This is a genomic window from Rhizobium sp. WSM409 (assembly GCF_057653825.1).
On the sequence record NZ_JBYGKP010000005.1, the window covers coordinates 49221 to 68999 of the forward strand.

Sequence of the window (19779 nt, forward strand, 5' to 3'; positions counted from 1 at the left end):
CCTCAGGCGGCGAGCGGGGTCAGGCCGGCTTCGATCTGGTCACGATAGGGCTCGTAGCGTGCCGGCAGTTTCAAGACCTCGCCAAGATGTGCCGTGTCTTCGTCCCTGTCGAAACCGGGTTCGTTGGTGGCGATTTCGAAGAGCACGCCGCCGGGAGTGCGGAAGTAGATGGCCCAGAAATAATCTCGGTCGATTACCGGCGTGACCTGGTAGCCCGTATCCATCAGGGCCTTGCGGACTTCGAGTTGCTTTGCCCGATTCTCGACGGCGAAAGCGATGTGATGCACCGAGCCCGCGCCCTGCCTTGCGAATGGCGTCTTCGGAAGGACCTCGAGGTCGATCGTGTCCGCACCATTGCCGCCGGGCATGATGAAGCGGGTCACCTCACCATCCGTTTCGGCGCGCTGGTAGCCCATGAAACCGAGCAGTTCGGACGTCGCATCGGCGTCATGCAGGCGGAACTTGGCGCCGGTGAAGCCGCGGATGCCGACGCTTTCGTCGATGCCGGCGCCGTCCCAGGTCTTGCGGCCGTCGTTTTCCGCTTCGACAAGGGCAAACCCTTCGCCGTCCGGCCCCTTGAACAGGAGGCGGGCAGCGCCGAAGGCAGTGTCGGTATGCAGGTTGGCGGCTCCCTTTGCAGACAGGCGATCCTGCCAGAACGAGAGCGAGCCCCTGGGCACTGCGAACTGCGTTTCGCTGACTTCGCCAACGCCTGCGCGGCCGCGCATCACGTCGGGAAAAGGGAAGTAGGTCATGACTGTGCCGGGAGTGCCGTTCTCGTCACCGTAGTAGAGGTGATAGACCGCCGGGTCGTCGAAGTTCACGGTCTTCTTCACGCGGCGAAGCCCGAGTGCGTCGGTGAAGAACGCATTGTTCTGACGGGCGTCCGAAGCCATCGAGGTGACGTGGTGCAGCCCTTTGATATCCTTGATCATGATGTTTTCCTTTCATCGCCGATGTGGTTCGTTGTGCGTGCTTGAAATCTAGTTCGCTTGCCTGCTCTCCGGAATTGCAATAAAGATTTCGAATGAATTGCTCAGGATGAAATAATAAATGAACGACTACAGGGCGCTTAGGACGTTCTTGATGGCTGCGGAAAAGCGCAATTTCGCGCAAGTCGCGCGGGAGCTCGATATGACGCCGGCGGCGGTCACCAGAGCGATTGCCGCACTCGAGAACGAGTTGGGCGTGCAGCTTTTCGTGCGGACGACACGGCAGGTTTCATTGACGACCGACGGCGCGATCTATGCAGCCCAGATCAAGCCGGCGATGGAGGCGTTGGAGAATGCACGCGCTGACCTCATGAACACGCACAAGGCCGACCATGGTCGCCTGCGGATCAGTGCGCCGACCTGGTTCGGGCAGCAGGCTCTGCCCCCGATCCTGGCCGGTTTCAAAGAGTTGTACCCGAAGATAAGTTTTGAGATTTCACTCGCTGACGGGCTCGTCAACATTATCGACGACGACTACGATCTCGCGATCCGGATCTCTGCGGCGCCGTCCGACAAGTTCACGATCTGGAGGAAAATCAGCATGGTCCGGCGTATCCTGGTGGCTGCGCCAGGTAGCCGATTTACGGAGGTGAAGCATCCAAGCCAGCTGACCCCTGACGACTGCCTTGCATATAGCGGCGAGAGCAGGCGGGAAAACTGGGTATTGTCGGACGGTAGCGGCAGTGCCAACATCTCAGCGGGGCGGGCGTTCAGCGCCAACAGCGGCGAAGTCCTGGCGAGCATGGCGGCCGACGGGGTCGGTGTCGCCATGCTGCCGAAGTTCCATGTCGCCGAGCATCTGCGCACCGGGCGGCTGGTTCATATTCTGAAAAATTGGTCGCCGCCGGATCTGTGGCTGACGCTCTATTATCCGCCATACCAGTCGCTGCCGCCGCGCATCGCGTCGTTCTCTAAGTTCTTCGAGCAGCAGGTTCCTGCGTTCATGACCACTATGGAATGAGTTGCCGCAAACTCCTGCCGGACTGAACGGCGTTCTTCGAAGGCGCCAATCCAGGCAACCGGGACAGAATCAAGTCCCACCCTTTTGCGACTGCAACCGCCGGCTTCTCTCCTGGAGAAGGTCGATGAATGCCCGAAGAGCCGACGGCACGTGACGATTGCCCGGGTAATGCAGCAAGAGACCAGGCAAGCGCGGTGACCAGTCCGCTAGAACAGCCGCGAGCTTTGGGACGGCCAGGAAGTCCCGAGCCAACGATTCCGGCGCATAGGGGATTTCCTAGCCTTCAAGGGCCGCTTCGCTCAGAATTTCATGCCTAAATCAGATATCCAATCTGTCGAACTCTCAGCGGTCGGGCGTTCGACTGCCGAGGACAAACTGGTACCGCTCTGGTCGAATAAAAAATTCAGACTTTTCGGCGCAAGCGCCGGTTTCGAAATAGGAACTCCGTTTCAGCACAAGCAGGACTGCATGTTCAGCCGCTCCAATCAGCGACGTTATCCGAGGCGAGACAGCACGCGCCCCGATCGCAATCTCAGCGGAGACAATGTCGGCGCCGGCTCTGTCTTTCAGTAATGCATAAGTTGGTTGCTGTTCGGCGATCTCTCGCTCCAGCTCCGACATGAAAGCCGGCAAGAAGCTTCGGCCCAATGCAATCGGCTCGTCATTCACCACATGAAGCCGTTCCAGAAGTGCGCATGTCGGCCCGAACAGCGGGACGAAAGCAGACGGTGTTTCAATTGCGGTCAACTCGACAATGCGCATCGTAGCGTCGAAGCCGTGGACTTTCAGCGATTCATGAAAGCTACGAAGTGTATCAATTTGATGGCGCACCTGCTTGCCGGCCACGAAAGTGCCTTTGCCTTTCCGGCGTTCGATCAGCCCATCCCTATCGAGTTGTTGGAGCGCCAGCCGCACGGTGACGCGACTGACTGTGAAGCGTGCCATAATTTGCGATTCCGACGGGAGCCGTCCGGACGGCTCGTAGGCGCCTTCGGTGATCTCGGCACGGAGCCGATCGGCGATCTGCAGGTACATAGCCACCGGGTTATTGCGTATGAGACTCATCTATTTTCCATAGGGTCGAAAACACCACGAAGCTGCGAAGGTTTGGAATAGCGTTCCCTTTTGCTGTCACACAAGGGGAACTCTTCACGTTGATAACCTGTATTATAATGTATTAAAAATTGGGGCAACTCCAATCCAGGGTCGTCCTAACGCAACATGGCATCTCCAGTTATCCCAAGGCCGGTTTCATCCGGCGCCGCCTTCTCGGTGGACCGCATGGCGTTCGCCTATCCCGAAAGCCGACGCGCCGTATTCGAACGGTTTTCGCTGAAGGCTCGGTCGGGAGAATTCGTGGCGATCCTGGGTCCGTCCGGTTGTGGCAAGTCGACGCTCCTTAATCTTCTCTCGGGCTTCCTGCGCCCGCAATCGGGGCATATCACCATAGACGGCGTGCCTGTTGTCCCGGAGCATCCGGTCCTTGGATATGTATTTCAGTCGCCAAACCTCTTCCCTTGGTTGAGTGCCCTGGAAAATGTTCGCTTTGGCCTGCGCATGAATCGCCGTGGATCTGCGAAGGAGCAGAGAGACGTCGCGCTTAATTTTCTTCGACTTGTCGGCCTGGAAGAGCAGGCACAGGAGCCGCCTCACCGATTGTCGGGCGGCCAGCGTCAGCGGGTTGCGCTGGCGCGCTCACTGGCGCTCGAGCCGCGCCTCCTGCTCATGGACGAACCATTCGCAGCGCTCGACGCCCTGACGCGTGCATCCCTCAATGATGAATTGCTGCGCATCTGGTCGGGCTTGGGGAAGACCGTACTGTTCATCACCCATGACATCGACGAAGCGATCTATCTTGCCGACAGGGTTCTCGTCCTTGGGCTACCGCCGACAGGCATCACCGCCGAAGTGGCAATCGATTTGCCGCGTCCTCGCGATCAGCGTGGCACGAGAGCCAATCCTTTATTCGCTCAACTGCGCGAACAGCTCTCGGAGGAAATCGCCAAAGGCATGACCAGCAATCTACCCGTTACCTGAAGGGGAGCATCCGATGAAACACATTCTACCCGCAGTTCTTCTGGCCCTCGCAGCCGCTTTGCCTGCCCATGCCGAGGACCCGCGGCCGCTTCGCATTGGCTGGGTCCAGGCAATGGCCAATGCGCCTGCCCTGATCGCCGAGGAGAAAGGTTATTTTCGCGACGAGGGGTTGAACGTCGAGCTCAAGGGTTTCGGCGATGGTCCCGTCATCCAGCAGGCGGTGGCTGGAGGCGAAATCGATGTGGCCTATATCGGTGCGCCCCCGGTCTATCAATGGGCGGCGCGCGGTCTCGACGCGAAAATCATCGCCAAGGTCAACTATGGTCAGGCAGCGGTAATCGCGAAGACTGACGGTCCGATCCACGCCCTTTCCGACCTCAAGGGCAAGAGGCTTGCCGGCGTCAACAGGGGCAGCGGCATGGACGTGCTGCTGCGTGGCTACGTTCTCAAAGAGGCCGCCGGCCTCAGCCCGGATACGGATCTTGCGCTGTCGCAAATGCCCATGGGTAACATGAACGCTGCCCTCGATACCGGCGTCGTCGATGCAGCCTTTTTGTGGGAGCCCTTCATCAGCCAATCGGTGCTCCGCGGTGCGGGTCGCGTCGTCTTCGACGTGAACGGAGCTTTGCCCGGCTATCCCTGGTACGTCATCGCAGCGCCTGCCAAGACGCTGAAGGAACGCCCGGACGATCTCGTGAAACTGTTGCGAGCGAATTCGAAGGCCATTGCGTTTCTGCGGGAGCATCCCGAAGAGGCCGACCGGATCATCGCCCAAAGCTTTAAGCTGGAATCCCTGACGGCCGCGGACGGAAGTATCGTTCCGCCGGAAGCGATCGTCACGGAGGCGAGGAAACGCCTTGGGTGGTCGGCGGAAATCAAGCCCTCCGACCGTGCCTTCATCCAGCGGCTCATCGACTACTCGGTGGCCCTCGGCTTTCTCGAAAAGCGCTTGAATGTCGACGACATCATTGACGACAGCTTCGCCGCAAAAGCGGCCGCTCAACGATGAGATCCGATCGATGAAGAAGTTGGCAGCGCGGCTGCGTTTTCCGCAACCGTCCTGGCGCTGGGCAGCGCTTCCGTTCCTCCTTGTCGTGTGGAGCATCGCGGCAAGCCGCGTTCCCTCCTATGTGCTGCCGCAGCCGTGGGACGTGGCGGCCGAGGGGGTTCGCTGGATCCGGTCGGGCGAGTTGGGTCGCCAGGTCGTGGCGAGCTTGTTGCGCGAATTCGGCGGCTTCGGCGCAGCCGTCGTGGCCGCCGTGCTCATCGGCGTGTCTGCCGGACTTTGGCGGCCGTTTCGCGAATTCGTCCAGCCGCTGCTCGGTCTCTTCATGGCCATCCCTCCGATCGCTTGGGCGCCGCTGTCGCTGATCTTCTTCGGCCTCGGATATCTTTCCATTGCCGTCGTCATATTCATCGCATCGGCCTTTCCGATGGCCCAGACGATTCAGGAAGGCGTGCTTTCCATCAGCAGCGGCGAGGTGCGTGCCGCGCGCATGCTGGGTGCCAAAAGGCTGCAATTGCTGGCCCATGTATATCTTCCGGCCTCCCTCCCCTTCCTCACTGCCGCCTTGCGCATCGGTTTTGCCCAGGCGTGGCGCGCGCTTGTTGCAGCCGAGATGATCGGCGCATCTCAAGGTATCGGCTGGATGGTCGCCATGGGCGGGCAGGTTGGTAATTCGGCGCAGGTGCTTCTCGGCATCGCGCTGATAGGACTTACCGCGTGGCTGATGGAGAGCCTCGTGTTTCGACGGATAGAGCGCCGCTACGAAGGCTGGCGCGGACAATAACGGACGATCCCCATGACAAAGATTTTGCCAGAAAAGACGATTCAAGCCAGCGCCCATTCTCCGATGGGGCTTGCCGATCATTTCGATACTCTGCCCTTCCTCGGCCGTCTAAGCTGTCAGCGGCAGACGCTGACGGCGGGCGAGTGGACCGAATTGGAGCTCGTTTATGAGGTCGGAGCTGTCGGCCTCGCAGACGGTGCGTGGCTGAAGCTTGCCTTCAAGTTCTATTCCGACTGGGCGCTGTTCCAGACAACGGAGCCGACGGGCGCCAACTATATTTCCGCCGAATACCACGCCGGTCCTCTGGTTTCGGGGCAAAGCCCAGGTACCGTTCAAGCATTGAAGGTGCGTTTCGATCAGAAGGGACACGAACGTCCCTTCCAGAAGGCGGTCATCATCGACGTCGTCGACGGCTATCTCAACCCCGGCGACAGGATCGTCATCCGTCTGGGCGATCGGCGGCAGGGCGGCGCCGGCACACGGGTGCAGACTTTCGTGGAGAAGGTGTTCCGTTTCCGGCTGTTCGTCGATCCGCTGGGTAGCTCAAAATTTGCGGAGGTGCCAGGCGACTGCAAATTGGAAATCGCGGCCGGGCAGCCGCAGGCCCTTCAGGTCATCGCGCCGCGGCTGGTTGGCAGCGGTCACTTCTTCGACGCTATCGTGCGCGTCGATGATATATGGGGAAACACTTGCCAGGGTCGAGACCTGCATGGTGCGCTCGTCATTACTGCCCCGGATGGCGGGCAACGAACGGAGCTAGTGGCATTCGCCGCGGAAGGCTGGACATTTGCGCGGATTTCCGGCCTTTCCTTCGCTGCTGCCGGCGAGTGGAAATTGGAAGCATGGATGAATGACGAACCCGGCGTCGCACCGGGCATCGCCTATGTACAGAGCGAAGAGGGTGCCTTGCGCCCTCTCTATGCCGATCTTCACGTCCATTCCGACGACACCGTTGGCACCAATGATGCCACCTACAATCTCACCTACGGGCGCGACATCGCCGGACTTGACGTGGTGGGCTACACCGTCAACGATTTCAACATCACCGAGACGAACTGGGACGCGGCCGTCAAGACCATCCACGAACTCAACGAGCCCGATCGCTTCGTCTGCTATCCAGGCACCGAATGGTGCGGCAACTCCGCTGCCGGTGGCGACCGAAACGTCGTCTTCCTGCGCGACGGCAAGCCCAGGTTTCCGTTCGACGAGCAGGGACGTTCCCTGCGCTCTTTCGAATGGAATGAGACGACGGCGGGAGCGATCCGTCCTGGGATATGGCCGGTTGACCGGCTGTATGGAGCCTATACGGATGATCCGGAAGGCCATTTGCTGATCCCACATGTGGGTGGCCGGCGCTGCATTCTCGACTGGAACCATCCGGAGCTGGAACGCCTCATCGAGATTGGCTCCGCCTGGGGACAATTTCATTGGCTCTACGTCGAAGCTCTAGCTCGCGGACACAGAGTGGGCGCTTCCGCCGCTAGCGACGAACATCAGGGCCGATGCGGCGGTGGTGCGCCGGCCACCGGAACCTTCGGTGCACGTGGGGGGCTCACCGGCGTCATCGCCGACGGTTTCGACCGTGCTGGCGTTGGCGCTGCACTTCGGGCGAGGCGCACTTTTGCCACGACTGGTGAACGGAGTTTTGCGGTTCTATCCCAAGGCAAACATTTCATGGGCGAGGTGTTTGACGCCGAGCTCAATCAGCCGCTCTCTTACCGCCTGCTCGGCCACGCCGGCTGGGAGGAAGTTCAGCTTTTCGACGGCGACCGCATGGTGTGGCGACGTGATCTGCATGCCGAAGCGGGCCTCAGTGAGCGCAGTGTGCGGATCCGTTTCGGCGGCGCGCGGATAAAGGATCGCTATCGCGCGGCCTATTGGAGCGGCGAAGTGGCTGTCACCGGTGCAGCGCTTCTGGATGCGCGCGGCATCGGTTTCGATCATCCCGAACAAAGCGTTTGGCGCACTGGGCTCGGCACCCTCGGCTTCAGGACGGCAACACATGGCGACGTCGACGGAATCGAACTTAAGCTTTCCGACCTGCGCGACGCGCGCATCGTCGTAGCCGCGAAGCTCCATGGCTACAGCAAGATCGGGGATCCGCTCCAGCCGCCGCCACATGTCCATGCTCCCGAGGTGTTTTTAGAGGCATGCGGAAGCGAGCTGATCGCAAAGGGCTCGATCTCGGTCGATCTTCAGGGTGTCGAGCTTCGACTTCTGTTGGAGCGCGTCACCGATCGCCCTCTTCCACGCGATCTCTCAGGCGAGATACCGCTTCCAGGACTTGGATTGAGCCACGGCCGCGAACACCCGCTTTTCCTGACGGCGAGACAGAGGGATCAATCCCGCATTTGGACGTCACCGCTGTTCATGACAGCTTGAACTGAGCGTAAGCTGATGCGGGCCGCTGTTTTTGTGCTGCCGCACGGATCTTGCGATCCTTCTCGAAAGTTCTTAGGTCACCGGAGGTTTTGCATTCTGCAAACTCCGTGTTCGAGAAGACCGAGATGATCCTCACCCTCGCAGGCGTTAGAAAATCCTATTCCGCTGCGGAGAGCCCGATTGAAATCCTGAAGGGCGTCGATCTGGAAGTCGCTGCGGGCGAAAGTGTTGCTCTAACCGGAGAGTCTGGCAGTGGCAAAAGCACATTGCTGCATCTGGCAGGCGGGCTCGACCGTGCAGACAGTGGCTCGGTCGTGATGGATGGCAGCGATCTGGGGCTATTTGCTGAAAGCGAACGGGCCCGATACAGGAGAACGAAGGTCGGCCTCGTTTTTCAACAGTTTAACCTCATCCCATCACTGAGCGTCGCAGCCAACATCTCGTTCCACGCCAAGCTTGCAAACCGGTACGATCACGCTTGGGAAAGGCAGTTGATCGAGGAATTGGGGTTGGAAGAATACACCGCCCGATATCCCGAGCAACTTTCCGGAGGCCAACAGCAGCGCGTTGCAATCGGGCGAACCTTGGCTGCTCGACCTCCTCTCGTCCTTGCGGACGAGCCAACGGGCAACCTGGATGAGCAAACAGGCGATGCCGTCCTCGATCTGATGCTCAACCTGGCCCGGACGGTGGGATCGGCTCTGCTTCTCGTCACCCACTCCACGAGGCTTGCAGCGCGTCTGGACCGAACAGTGGTCCTTCGCGGTGGGAAGATTGCCGAATGAACGTCGTCGCATTCGCAGCCCTGCTGTCACACTGGCGTCGGAGACCTCTCCAGCTTCTGACGCTGGTCATGGGGATTGCGCTGGCGACGGCTCTCTGGTCCGGCGTTCAGGCTATCAACGCCGAGGCGAGGGCGAGCTATGCGCGGGCGGCTTCGGTTCTGGAGCAAGGCAACCTCCGGGAGATCGTCGCCAAGGACGGTGACGGCATCGCGAGCGAGGTCTATGGCAGCCTGCGTCGAGCGGGTCTGAATGTTTCGCCCGTGATCGAGGGCAGCTACCGCTTCGGAAGCACAAGAATCAGATTGGTTGGTATCGAACCTCTGACGATGCCAAGGGACACCCGGAACCAGACCGTCGCCAGCAGTCTAGACCTATCCGGCTTCTTTTCAGCCAGTGGACAGTTGATTGTGTCGAGCGCGACTGCCGAGCGGCTCCGTGGCAGTACCGACATGAGCGTCAAAATCGATGGTAAAGTTCCCGACGGTGCTGCCTTTGTCGACATATCGGTCGCCGACAGGTTGCTCTACAAGCACGGGAAGATCGACCGCCTGGTGGTCGGGGCCGATCAAAGGATCACCGCGGAAGCAATCGATCAGGCGGGATTGACGATCCGCGAACCGGGTGAACAACCAGACGTCGCTCGCCTCACAGACAGCTTCCACCTCAACCTTACGGCTTTCGGCTTCCTTTCGTGCATCGTCGGGCTCTTCATCGTGTATTCCGCCACGGGCCTGACCTTCGAACAGCGTCGAGGCACTTTTCGTACACTCAGATCTCTTGGTGTCTCGCTTCGAGCATTGATCACGGTGCTCTTGATCGAGCTTTCTATGCTGGCGCTCATATCGGGCTTGATCGGCGTCATGCTCGGCTACGTCATAGCATGGCTCCTGATGCCGGGTGTCGCCGCGACCCTCAGGGGCCTCTACGGTGCCAATGTGTCAGGCTCGCTATCCATTCGGCCGGAGTGGTGGTTGGCTGGACTGGCGATTGCTCTCGGAGGAACCGCTGTCTCGTCTGGCCAGAGCCTGTGGCGGGTTTGGAAGCTGCCGATTTTAGCTGCCGCCCAGCCGCGAGCGTGGGCAAGAAGTCGGCCAGATCGCTTGCCTTTCAAGCGGGAACGGGCGGAGTTCTGATGATCTTGGCTGCTATCCTGGCGATAGCTGCGTCCGGGCTGGTGGCGGGTTTTGCGACACTTGGCTGCCTGCTTCTTGGAACAGCTCTGGTGCTACCTGGACTTCTTGCGGTCATCCTGACCAAAGCGCAGCATTTGGCACGAAGCGCCCTCATGGAATGGTTCTGGGCCGACACCCGCATACAGCTTCCCGGCTTGTCGCTGGCTTTGATGGCTCTGCTGCTGGCATTGTCGGCAAACATCGGCGTCGGCACGATGGTATCGAGCTTCCGGCTGACTTTCATCGGATGGCTGGATCAACGCCTGGCCGCCGAGCTTTACGTCACTGCCAAGGATGAGGAGGAAGCTGCGCGTCTCCGAGTCTGGCTTCCACCACGCTCAACAGCGGTCTTGCCCATCTGGAGCGTCGACGCCGAGGTGCTTGGCGAACAGATCCAGATCTTTGGCGTTGCGGACAATTCGACCTACCGGGAGCACTGGCCGTTGATCGCTTCCGAAAACGACGTTTGGGCAAGGATCGCCGCCGGGCAGGGTGCTCTGATCAACGAACAGATGTGGCGTCGCGGCGAAGCCAAGATCGGCCAGCCGTTGGTCATGCCTGGAGGCTGGAGCGCAACTGTGGTCGGCGTGTACTCGGACTATGGAAATCCGAATGGGCAAGTGATAGTCGGGATCAAAACGCTGGTCGATCATTATCCCGATGTCCCGAAACTTCGCTACGGTGTCCGAGTTGCTCCCGAGCAAGCCCAAGATCTCAAGCGTCGGCTGGTCGAGGAGTTTGGCCTTCCGGATACCGCGATCGTTGACCAGGCTTCACTTAAGCGGCAATCGAGAGCCATCTTCGATCGGACATTCAAGGTGACGGGCGCGTTGAACGTCCTCACCCTTGCTGTGGCAGGATTTGCCATGTTCTCAAGTCTCCTGACGCTGTCTGGTATTCGGCTTCCGCAACTCGCGCCAGTATGGGCAATGGGTGTACGGCGACGGGATCTGGCGCTCTACGAGGTTGCCCGGACACTTGCACTCTGGCTGGCGACATTTATGGCTGCGATCCCGGTCGGTCTTACCCTGGCGTGGGTCCTGCTTGCGATCGTGAACGTGGAGGCTTTTGGTTGGCGATTGCCAATGATGGTGTTTCCAATGGACTGGTTTTGGCTGGGAGCAATCGCTCTTGCTGCTGCATTGCTGTCGGTGCTGGTGCCGGTTCGGCGTCTGGCCTCGATCAATCCTGCGGACCTGCTGGGGATTTTCGCCAATGAACGGTAGAAAGTCGGCATCTGTCCTGATAGCGGCGGCTATGATTTGCGCGAGCGGTCAGGGATTTGCGCAAGGCTTCGCCGGATTGGGATCGGATGCGCAAGGTTTTGCGATCCCGGAGCGGGGTTCTGCTCTTTCTTTCCCCGCCGATCATGGCGCTCATCCTGATTATCGCATTGAGTGGTGGTATGTTACCGCCAATCTCAAAGACGAGGATGGCAGGCAATATGGAGCGCAGTGGACGCTGTTTCGCTCTGCGCTGGCTCCGGGAGACAAGGCAGGTTTCGCGGATCCGCAGATCTGGGCTGGGCACGCGGCGATCACCACCCAAGGTCATCAGTACGTCGCTGAGCGCTTGGGGCGGGGAGGCGTCGGGCAGGCAGGCGTTGCCGCAAGACCATTTCGGGCTTGGATAGACGACTGGCGGTTGGAGGGTAGCGAGCGAACCGGCTCGGACGCCTTTGGCAACCTTTCAGTCTCTGCGGGCGGGCTGGACTTCAGCTACACCTTAGACCTCAAGGCCGACGGCCCGCTCGTTCTTCAGGGGGAAAACGGCTTTTCCGTGAAGTCGGCGAACGGGCAGGCGAGCTACTATTACTCGCAGCCTTTCTATGAGGTGGCGGGAACGATCACGACATCCGGAGCGCCGGTTAAGGTCACTGGCAAAGCCTGGCTGGATCGGGAGTGGTCGTCGCAGCCGCTTGCGTCCAATCAGACGGGGTGGGATTGGTTCTCACTGCATCTGAATTCCGGCGACAAGCTGATGGCTTTTCGCCTTCGTGATGACAAGGACGGGTTTATCTCCGCGAACTGGATATCGGCGGATGGACGAACGACACTTTTGTCGAAAGACGACGTCCAACTGGAGCCGACGCGGAAGGCAACGGTCGATGGGCGCCGGATGCCGGTTGAGTGGCGCATACGCGTGCCGAGTAAGTCACTTGATATTACGACGAAACCGCTGAACGAGCAGTCCTGGATGGCGACCTCTACGCCTTATTGGGAGGGGCCGATCAACTTCACAGGCTCCACGTCGGGTGTCGGATATCTTGAAATGACCGGCTATTAGCTGCTACGTCTCACGCGTAGGTAACAGCTCCTACGTCGAACGGTGCGAACCGGCGGAAATCGCCCGGGCCCGGGCAGTGCGTTGGAACTATGAAACTGTTTTGTACGTTTTTCGGCCCGCCAAAAGGAGCTTTAACGACATGAACATGGCCTCGAAGATTGTGAAGTCCCCTGTTGCTCTGTCCGTCGGCGGCTTGCTTGCGGAAGCTCGCGCGGCTCGCGGCTATTCGCTGGATGACGTGGCAGAAACCACTGGTCTGACTGTGGCCGAGGTGACAGCTCTCGAGAACGACGCGGATTGCGACGCGTCAAGGATACGAAGGACCGCAGCCGCTCTAGGCGTTTTAGACAAGATTTGAAACGTGCGCCGCGCACTACACAGCTTTTCCACAGCGACGTCTTGCCTGTTGACCCGCAGAGACTGTGTCTCAGATTTAGCAGAACCCGTTCAACTTGAGGATTTTATGGGCGTCGATTGACGCCTGGAGTTCAGCTTCCGAGTTTCGATCTCCTCGGTTGGCGTCTGGATGATGCAGCTTGAGCATTTGCTTATAACGGCGCCTGATCTCCTCGGGCGCCGCGTCCTGCGAAAGGCCGAGTGTTTCGAAGGCTTTCGCTTCCAATACCTTGAGCTTACGTCGCTGGAGGTCAGCTTTCGTTGCTTGGTGTTGGGCAGCACTCTTGCGCGCGTTCAGGGTTTTTGCTGTGCCCGAGCGGACGGTCGAAGGAAGCGGCATCTCTGTCGCATGATCAACGCGGGTCCCCCACGTCTTACGGGCGCCGCTTGCTGCCTCATTCTGATAGCGGGCGGTCACCGGATCAGACAGATTGCTCGCGAAATTATATCCCCTATTGTATTCTCTCGCATGTTGCGGGCAGAACAGCAGGTACAAACCCTCCGCATCTCGCCCAACGGGCGCACGATTGGTGCCGCCGCTTTCGCAACCGTCCCACTGGCATTTCGACTGGGAAGGCTCGGGGGGAAGAGCTGATTTTTTGCTCGTGGGCCTCAGGCCGACAAAAATTTTCGAATCAAACGTCATCGCGCGTTATATGGCGTTTTTCATAGAACCGGCAAGCTGCCACGCGGCCTGGCTTTAATCTCCCAATCCGGTCAAACTGGGCAATGCTGCGGCTGCCCTTAGATCAATCGTGGCGATCATCAGACCGCCTCGCGCCGGGCCGCAAATAGGAAACTGGTAAATCATCGCGTTCGATTTGACGCGGGCAACTCAGTCCAATTGGGGAGGTTTTCAGTCATCCTTTAGCTGCGAAACTTCCGACCCTGGCAGAGCTTACCTCTAGCCCCATTCGCGATCGTGCCCATGAAACAGTGACGACAGAGAATTTAGGCAATCGGCGTTCCAAGGCTTGATCATCAACGCGCGTGGATCTAATGAGGCGCGTTAGCAATTCTAGGAGTTTTAGAATGCAGGTTCTGGTACGTGACAACAACGTTGAGCAAGCGCTCCGTTTTTTGAAAAAGAAGTTGCAGCGCGAGGGCGTATTCCGGGAGGCCCGACTTCGGGAGCGTTTTGAAAAGCCCTCCGAAAAACGTGCTCGTGAGAAGGCCGAGGGCATCAGGCGTGTCCGTAAACTCGCTCGCAAAAAGCTTGAGCGGGAAAGCGGTATTTCGGCCCCCAAGAAAGCAAGAGCTTCTGGTCGCTAAAGGGGATCGAATGACGGATGTTCTGTCCGCCAAGGACAGGACTTCTTGTGTCCGAGACATTCCTTTCCAACACGCCGTACCGAGTTGAAACTGGTCGAAAGCATCGACGCCCCTGGCGCCCTTTTATCAAGCGCGGTGTGCAGCCCGACACGGCGGCTGATTGCAGAACAGCTCGCCGCGCTTCAGGGGCCGATCCAGAGGATAGCGGCGTCTCAAGCATGTCCCGCATTACTGCGCGGTTGCGATCACGACATGCGGAAAACCAAATACCTGTAGCGCCGTCAGCCTAATCGAAAGGCGGGCGCAGATGTCCATGCTGCCACGCACGAAGGATAATCTTCATTGCCTTGACACATCCGCGATGGGAGGTGTGTTTCGCGCCCGCCCTCATCCGATTCCCGGTGGGAGAATAAACGCCGGGAAACTGACGGGCGAAAGTCTTGTGCCTGCTTCTCATCAAGCCGAATGCAAAAAGTAATGGCATATCCTGTTTCGCCCCGCCCGCCGCAGCGCCAGGTATTCGTTTTTACCCCTGGAAGCTAAAGGCACGATCAACTTTCCTATGAGCCAATCAAAAGCGGCTTCTTGTCGTTGCCTTTTTTCATGAGAACGCCGGTATCCGGACCGAACATCAGGTAGAGCGGAAGAATGCTCGCTCCGAGCGCGGAACCCCGGGCTCCCAGGGCACCGGCGGTGATCGTGGGTGCGATCAAGCCGGGGGGGACCATCTCTGAAAAACATTGCCGGACGCGGGCAACGGTTTCCATCAGCAGTGGAGCGGGGAGAAGCCCGTCGATGACAACCGCTTCGACATCGATGACGGCAATGCTTCCGATAATCGCCTGGGCAAGAGCATCCGCGCAGTCGTCCTGCCACTCGGAAACAAATGTGCGCGCGGCTGGCGGCATCGGGTCGAGATCACGGACCCGCCTGATGTCTATACCGTTGGTCCTGAGATGATGGACGAGGGTATAGATTGAGGCACGATGAAGCAGGACTTCGAATTTTCCGGCCGGCTTGGGAACGGAGCTTAGCGTCGAATGTGTCACCGGGAACGGCCCGTAAGCTGCGGTATTGCCGTTCGGACCAGTCTGCAGGGTCCCATCGAGGACAAGGCCGCCGCCGACGAATGTGCTGAGTGAGATGTGGAGGAAGTCAGAAAATTTCTTACCCAACCCGTACACCAATTCCGCGACGGCAGCTGCCGACGCGTCATTCTCGATCATGACAGGAAGACTGTGGGTGTCGGCAAAATGGCCCTTCAGGTCAAAGGACCGCCAGGCCAGTTGGACATCACCGGGAAATCCGAGCTCCTCGTCCCATCCACCAATGAAATAAGGGGCGGAAATCCCGATGCCGATCAGGCGCGAGCTATGAACAGCGCCAAGCTGTGACTTGAAACGCCCGATGGCGGCAGCGCCTAGGCGCTTTATGCTGTCGGGATCCGGATGATCGTAGTCGTGGGTCTCGAACGCGGAGATTTGCCCCGCAAAGTCGATTAGGATGGCATCCATCGCTCTGCGGCCGATATGAAAGCCGATCGAATAAGCCCCGGTGCTCGCAAGCCCGTACATTGCAGACGGCTGGCCCTTGCCGCCGAAGCGCTTGCCATTTTCGACCAGATAGCCACCTGCGACAAGAGCCTCAACGATCGCCGCAACAGCTGGTGGGGTAAGATGTGCGAACCGCGCGATCTCCGCCTTGGATGCTTGGCCAAAGCGTCGCACTGCGTCCAGAACAACGCGCTCGTTGTAGTGGCGAAGCTGGACGGAATTACTGCCTTTTCCTGCCATGCGATCCAACCGTGAAAGGACCATTCAAAGCACGTTGCTTTAAGTGCCAGCACCGGTAACGCGACCGCTGAATTTACGCAACTATCGCGCAGGCCAGGACGCTGTCTCTAGAGGCCATCTTTAAAATGTGGGTTGACCACAATCAAGCATTATTATAGTAAACTGCTTTAATAAATGCCCGATGGGAGTTGGGTGGAGTTGTCTGCCCTAGGGGGTCGGAGGAGGCACCAGGAATGGCTCGCTGCGCGTGGTTGGAAATTCTCGTCATTCCGGATGCGCCGGATGCTTGATGTTTCAGGCAGACCAAAAGCTGCTGGGACGAGGGCGACCGGCCAAGTCGTCGCGTCGCTCGAGGGCGTCACGAAGGTTTTTGGTGGCACCGTCGCTGTCGCAAATGTGTCGATTGAACTGCGGGCAGGAGAGGTGCTTGCCCTGCTTGGAGAGAACGGTGCAGGCAAAAGCACATGCGTCAAGCTTCTGGCCGGCGTCCATCGGCCAGATGGCGGCCAGGTCGTCATGCTGGGCAAGCCCGTTGCGTTCGCGTCTCCACTGGAGGCGCAGCGTGCCGGTGTCGCCGTCATGCATCAGCATCCAGGTCTTTTTCCCGATCTCAGCATCGCCGAAAATCTCTTCATCGGGCAGACCGGGTTACGCTGGAAACTTGACCACAGGCAGATGCAAAGCGAGGCTGCGCGCCTTCTGACGCTCGTCGGCCTCGACGTGGATGTCACAGCCCCTTTGGGGCGGCTGCGGACATCCGAGCAGCAGCTCGTCGAAATTGCCCGTGCGCTTTCGCTCGACGCACGCGTTTTGATCATGGACGAACCAACAGCAGCCTTGTCGCAGAGAGAGGTGGAACGGTTGTTTACGGTTGTGGACAATCTCCGCCCGCAAGGGGTGGCGATGATGTTCGTTGGCCATCGCATGGACGAGATCTATCGCGTCGCCGATCGTATCGCCGTCCTGCGTGATGGTCGCCATGTCGGAACGGAGATTGCAGCGGATCTATCCCGTGAACGTGCCGTCCAGATGATGGTCGGGCGTTCCCTGGATGGGCTCTATCCGCGCAACAACACGGCGCCTGGCGATGTGGTTCTTGACGTCAGAGGACTGTCCTGTGACGGTTCGTTCCAGGATGTGTCGTTTCAACTGAGAGCTGGCGAAATCCTGGGGTTCGGCGGATTGGTCGGCAGTGGCCGGACCGAGATCGCCCGGGTCCTGTTTGGCATCGATCAGCCGACAGGGGGAACGATTGCAATCGATGGCAAAACAATGCGCTTTGCCTCGCCGAAAGATGCCATGGGCAACGGCATAGCCTATGTTTCCGAAGACCGGATCGGGCAGAGCCTGGTTATGGACTTCCCTATTCTGAACAACGCGTCGTTGACTGTGCTCGACAACGCGACCCGAGGCGGGTTGATGTCGCGCGAAAAGGAAATTGGCATTGCAAAGCCGTTTCTTGACCGTCTTCGGCTGCGTTTCAAGTCCTTCGATCAGCCGGTCGGCGCGCTGTCCGGCGGCAACCAGCAAAAAGTCGTTCTGGCAAAATGGCTAGCGACTAATCCTCGCATCCTAATCCTCGACGAGCCGACGCAAGGCATCGACGTTCAGACCAAGGCCGATGTCCATGCGATGATGACCGATCTCGCCGCCAAAGGCATGGCGATCATCCTGATCTCATCCGAACTGCCGGAACTGCTTGGCATGGCCGACCGCATGATCGTGCTGAGGGAAGGCTCGGTCACGGCCGAATTCCTCCACGACGAGGCCACGCAAGAAAAGGTGATCGGCGCTGCGACAGACGCGATCGTCAAGAAGGTGGACGGCGAGATCGTTGTCCAGCCGGTCCCGCATCGGGACGAAAAATCGGTGATCCCGGAAAGAGCAGCGCAGGGCACATGGCGGCGGGTTCTCGCCCGCCGGGAATTGGGCCTGTTTGCGGCCATTGCGGCTGTCGTCATTCCGATTTCAATATTGAACATACGTATGCTCAGCGGCGCAAATCTATCCGCCCTGGCAATGGATGCCGGCCTTCTGATGATCGTCGCAGTCGCCCAAATGCTTGTTGTGATCACCCGCAGCATTGATCTTTCCGTGGCTGCGATCATTGGCCTTGCAGCCTATGGAGCGGCCTCGACGATCCATCTGCATCCCGAGATCGGCGTGATGGGTGGGGTCGTACTGGCTTGTGCGATCGGGCTCGCCGCAGGCTTCCTGAATGGGCTCATCGTGACCTACGGCCGCGTACCGGCCATCGTCGTCACGCTTGGCACCATGTCCATCTTCCGGGGCATCAACAGCCTTTGGGCCGGCGGAACGCAGGTGAGCGCCGACCAGGTGCCGCAAGCCTGGCTTGATATGACGGCAGCGAATATTTTCGGAGTTCCGGCTGTGCTCCTGATCGCCATCGCCACCCTGCTCGTCGTTGCCTATATCCTCCGCAATACCTCGATCGGCAGGGAACTGTTTGCCATCGGTTCCAATCCCGGCGGAGCGAGCCTCATCGGCATTCCCTCGCGTGCGCGCATCCTGATGGCCTTTTCAGCAGCCGGGCTTCTGGCCGGGTTCGATGGTGCGCTCTGGGCTTCTCGTTACGCCACAGTCGATGCACGCGTTGCATATGGTTTCGAGTTGACCGTGATTGCGGCTGTCGTCGTCGGGGGTATTGCCGTTCGCGGCGGCTCCGGCACGGTGCTGGGCGTCGCCGCCGGCGCCCTGATGCTGCTCATCATCAACAACGGGCTGACGCTCGTGCGTGTCGATCCCCTTTGGCTGCAAGGGGTCTATGGCCTCGTCATTCTCGCCGCCATCGGCATCGACGCGCTCGTCGCCCGCCGCGCCGCCGGCAAGCGCAAGGGAGCACATCGATGAGCGGAAACTCTGAGCGCAATCCCGACTTCGTCACCCGCTTTGCCAACTGGGACAATTTCCTGGCGGTGCTGACGATCGCCGTCGTTGCCTACGCTCTCTTGGGCGTGCCGAACTTCGCTTCCGTCTTCAATATTTCGCAGGCTGTTGCCGGCATTTCAGAGCGCGCGCTCATTGTATTGCCGATGGTCCTGCTGATCATTGCGCGCGAAATCGACCTGTCCGTCGGCAGCATATTAGCGCTGACCAGCGTGATCTTCGGCTTGCTCATCCAAGCAGGCGCGCCACTCCTGCTGGCCATTCCGGTGACGCTTGTCGCCGGCGGAATTTGCGGCGCCTTCAACGGCCTGCTGGTCACGAAACTCGGTCTTCCCTCCCTTGTCGTGACGCTCGGAACGATGGCTCTGTTTCGCGGCATTGCCTATATTCTACTCGGCTCGGACTCGATCAACAACTTTCCCGACAGCTTCCTCGATTTCGGTATCGATACTGTCGGCACATCGCCGGTGCCGCTGACCATCCTTCCCTTTCTGCTGCTTGCCCCGATTTTCGCCATAGCGCTTCAAAAGATGCCGCTCGGCCGACGCATCTATGCGATCGGCGGAAGTCCCGACGCCGCGCGCTATTCCGGCATTCGTCTCGCCCGAACGGTGTTTGGCTTGTTCGTCACATCAGGGGTGGTCTGTGCGGCGGCTGGCATGGTCTACGCGGCGCGGCTTGCAAATGCTCGCGCCAACAACGCAGTCGGTATCGAGCTCGACGTTATCACCATCGCGCTTCTGGGCGGGATCAGCGTCTTCGGCGGGCGTGGCCGGCTGACCGGCGTGCTGTGGGCACTTCTGCTGGTCGCCACCATTCGCAACGTCCTTGGGCTGCTGCAGATCGGCGGCGACGCGCAGGGGACGGTCATCGGCCTTCTGCTCATCGTTTCGCTGTTGGCCAGCAATACGGCGGAACGCGTCTTCGCCAGCGTTCGAACGCGATATTTCAAAGTCAAAACAGGCGAGTAGTTCCGGGGCTAGCCTGCTTCACCGAACCGGATATC

General features: G+C 59.5%; 15 protein-coding genes and 1 pseudogene. 12 read left to right on the plus strand and 4 right to left on the minus strand.

What is annotated here, in order from left to right; genetic code table 11:
• Window positions 1-2: 2 nt before the first annotated feature.
• Window positions 3-935 carry a VOC family protein gene (locus tag AC25BC_RS33045; protein ID WP_017997044.1) on the minus strand — a complete coding sequence of 311 codons (933 nt, stop codon included), beginning with the start codon at window positions 933-935 and terminating at the stop codon, window positions 3-5.
• A gap of 118 nt (window positions 936-1053) precedes the next feature.
• Here AC25BC_RS33045 and AC25BC_RS33050 point away from each other — a divergent pair, with 118 nt between their 5' ends.
• A complete protein-coding gene (locus AC25BC_RS33050) occupies window positions 1054-1953 on the plus strand; it encodes a LysR family transcriptional regulator (protein WP_017997045.1) in 900 nt (299 codons plus the stop codon).
• A gap of 342 nt (window positions 1954-2295) precedes the next feature.
• Here the strand turns inward: AC25BC_RS33050 and AC25BC_RS33055 are convergent, their stop codons facing one another.
• Window positions 2296-3018 (minus strand): GntR family transcriptional regulator, encoded by a 723-nt coding sequence (locus tag AC25BC_RS33055; protein WP_128439972.1) that lies wholly within the window; start codon window positions 3016-3018, stop codon window positions 2296-2298.
• Window positions 3019-3234: 216 nt separating this feature from the next.
• On the opposite strand from AC25BC_RS33055, the gene AC25BC_RS33060 reads away from it, so the two are divergent.
• The 8 genes and pseudogenes from AC25BC_RS33060 (at window position 3235) to AC25BC_RS33095 (ending at window position 12763) form a co-directional block, all read left to right on the plus strand.
• Window positions 3235-3990 carry an ABC transporter ATP-binding protein gene (locus AC25BC_RS33060; protein WP_206642406.1) on the plus strand — a complete coding sequence of 252 codons (756 nt, stop codon included), beginning with the start codon at window positions 3235-3237 and terminating at the stop codon, window positions 3988-3990.
• 13 nt (window positions 3991-4003) lie between these two features.
• On the plus strand, window positions 4004-4999 hold the full coding sequence (locus tag AC25BC_RS33065; RefSeq protein ID WP_128439970.1) for an ABC transporter substrate-binding protein: 996 nt from the start codon (window positions 4004-4006) through the stop codon (window positions 4997-4999).
• A gap of 10 nt (window positions 5000-5009) precedes the next feature.
• Window positions 5010-5780, plus strand: a complete 771-nt coding sequence (locus AC25BC_RS33070; protein WP_128439969.1) for an ABC transporter permease — start codon at window positions 5010-5012, stop codon at window positions 5778-5780.
• A 12-nt stretch (window positions 5781-5792) separates the two neighbouring features.
• Window positions 5793-8162, plus strand: coding sequence for a CehA/McbA family metallohydrolase domain-containing protein (locus AC25BC_RS33075; RefSeq protein WP_128439968.1), 2370 nt, complete (start codon window positions 5793-5795; stop codon window positions 8160-8162).
• 125 nt (window positions 8163-8287) lie between these two features.
• Entirely contained in the window at window positions 8288-8947 is a 660-nt protein-coding gene (locus AC25BC_RS33080) for an ABC transporter ATP-binding protein (RefSeq protein WP_128439967.1), read from the plus strand.
• A pseudogene (locus tag AC25BC_RS33085) lies at window positions 8944-11345 on the plus strand (ABC transporter permease). The gene AC25BC_RS33080 and the pseudogene AC25BC_RS33085 overlap by 4 nt, the downstream one beginning before the upstream one ends.
• A complete protein-coding gene (locus AC25BC_RS33090) occupies window positions 11335-12405 on the plus strand; it encodes a lipocalin-like domain-containing protein (protein WP_128439965.1) in 1071 nt (356 codons plus the stop codon). The pseudogene AC25BC_RS33085 and the gene AC25BC_RS33090 overlap by 11 nt, the downstream one beginning before the upstream one ends.
• 139 nt (window positions 12406-12544) lie before the next feature.
• Entirely contained in the window at window positions 12545-12763 is a 219-nt protein-coding gene (locus AC25BC_RS33095) for a helix-turn-helix domain-containing protein (RefSeq protein WP_128439964.1), read from the plus strand.
• Window positions 12764-12838: 75 nt separating this feature from the next.
• Here the strand turns inward: AC25BC_RS33095 and AC25BC_RS33100 are convergent, their stop codons facing one another.
• Window positions 12839-13447, minus strand: a complete 609-nt coding sequence (locus tag AC25BC_RS33100) for a J domain-containing protein (protein WP_128439963.1) — start codon at window positions 13445-13447, stop codon at window positions 12839-12841.
• A 386-nt stretch (window positions 13448-13833) separates the two neighbouring features.
• Between AC25BC_RS33100 and rpsU the strand changes: the two genes are divergently transcribed.
• A complete protein-coding gene (gene rpsU, locus AC25BC_RS33105; RefSeq protein WP_003554884.1) occupies window positions 13834-14073 on the plus strand; it encodes a 30S ribosomal protein S21 in 240 nt (79 codons plus the stop codon).
• Window positions 14074-14633: 560 nt separating this feature from the next.
• Here the strand turns inward: rpsU and AC25BC_RS33110 are convergent.
• Window positions 14634-15866: an ROK family transcriptional regulator gene (locus AC25BC_RS33110; protein ID WP_128439962.1), complete on the minus strand. Its 1233-nt coding sequence runs from the start codon at window positions 15864-15866 to the stop codon at window positions 14634-14636.
• 282 nt (window positions 15867-16148) lie between these two features.
• On the opposite strand from AC25BC_RS33110, the gene AC25BC_RS33115 reads away from it, so the two are divergent.
• Window positions 16149-18737 (plus strand): ATP-binding cassette domain-containing protein, encoded by a 2589-nt coding sequence (locus AC25BC_RS33115; RefSeq protein ID WP_128439961.1) that lies wholly within the window; start codon window positions 16149-16151, stop codon window positions 18735-18737.
• A complete protein-coding gene (locus AC25BC_RS33120; protein WP_128439960.1) occupies window positions 18734-19744 on the plus strand; it encodes an ABC transporter permease in 1011 nt (336 codons plus the stop codon). Before AC25BC_RS33115 ends, AC25BC_RS33120 begins: the two co-directional genes overlap by 4 nt.
• The last annotated feature ends 35 nt before the right edge of the window (window positions 19745-19779 follow it).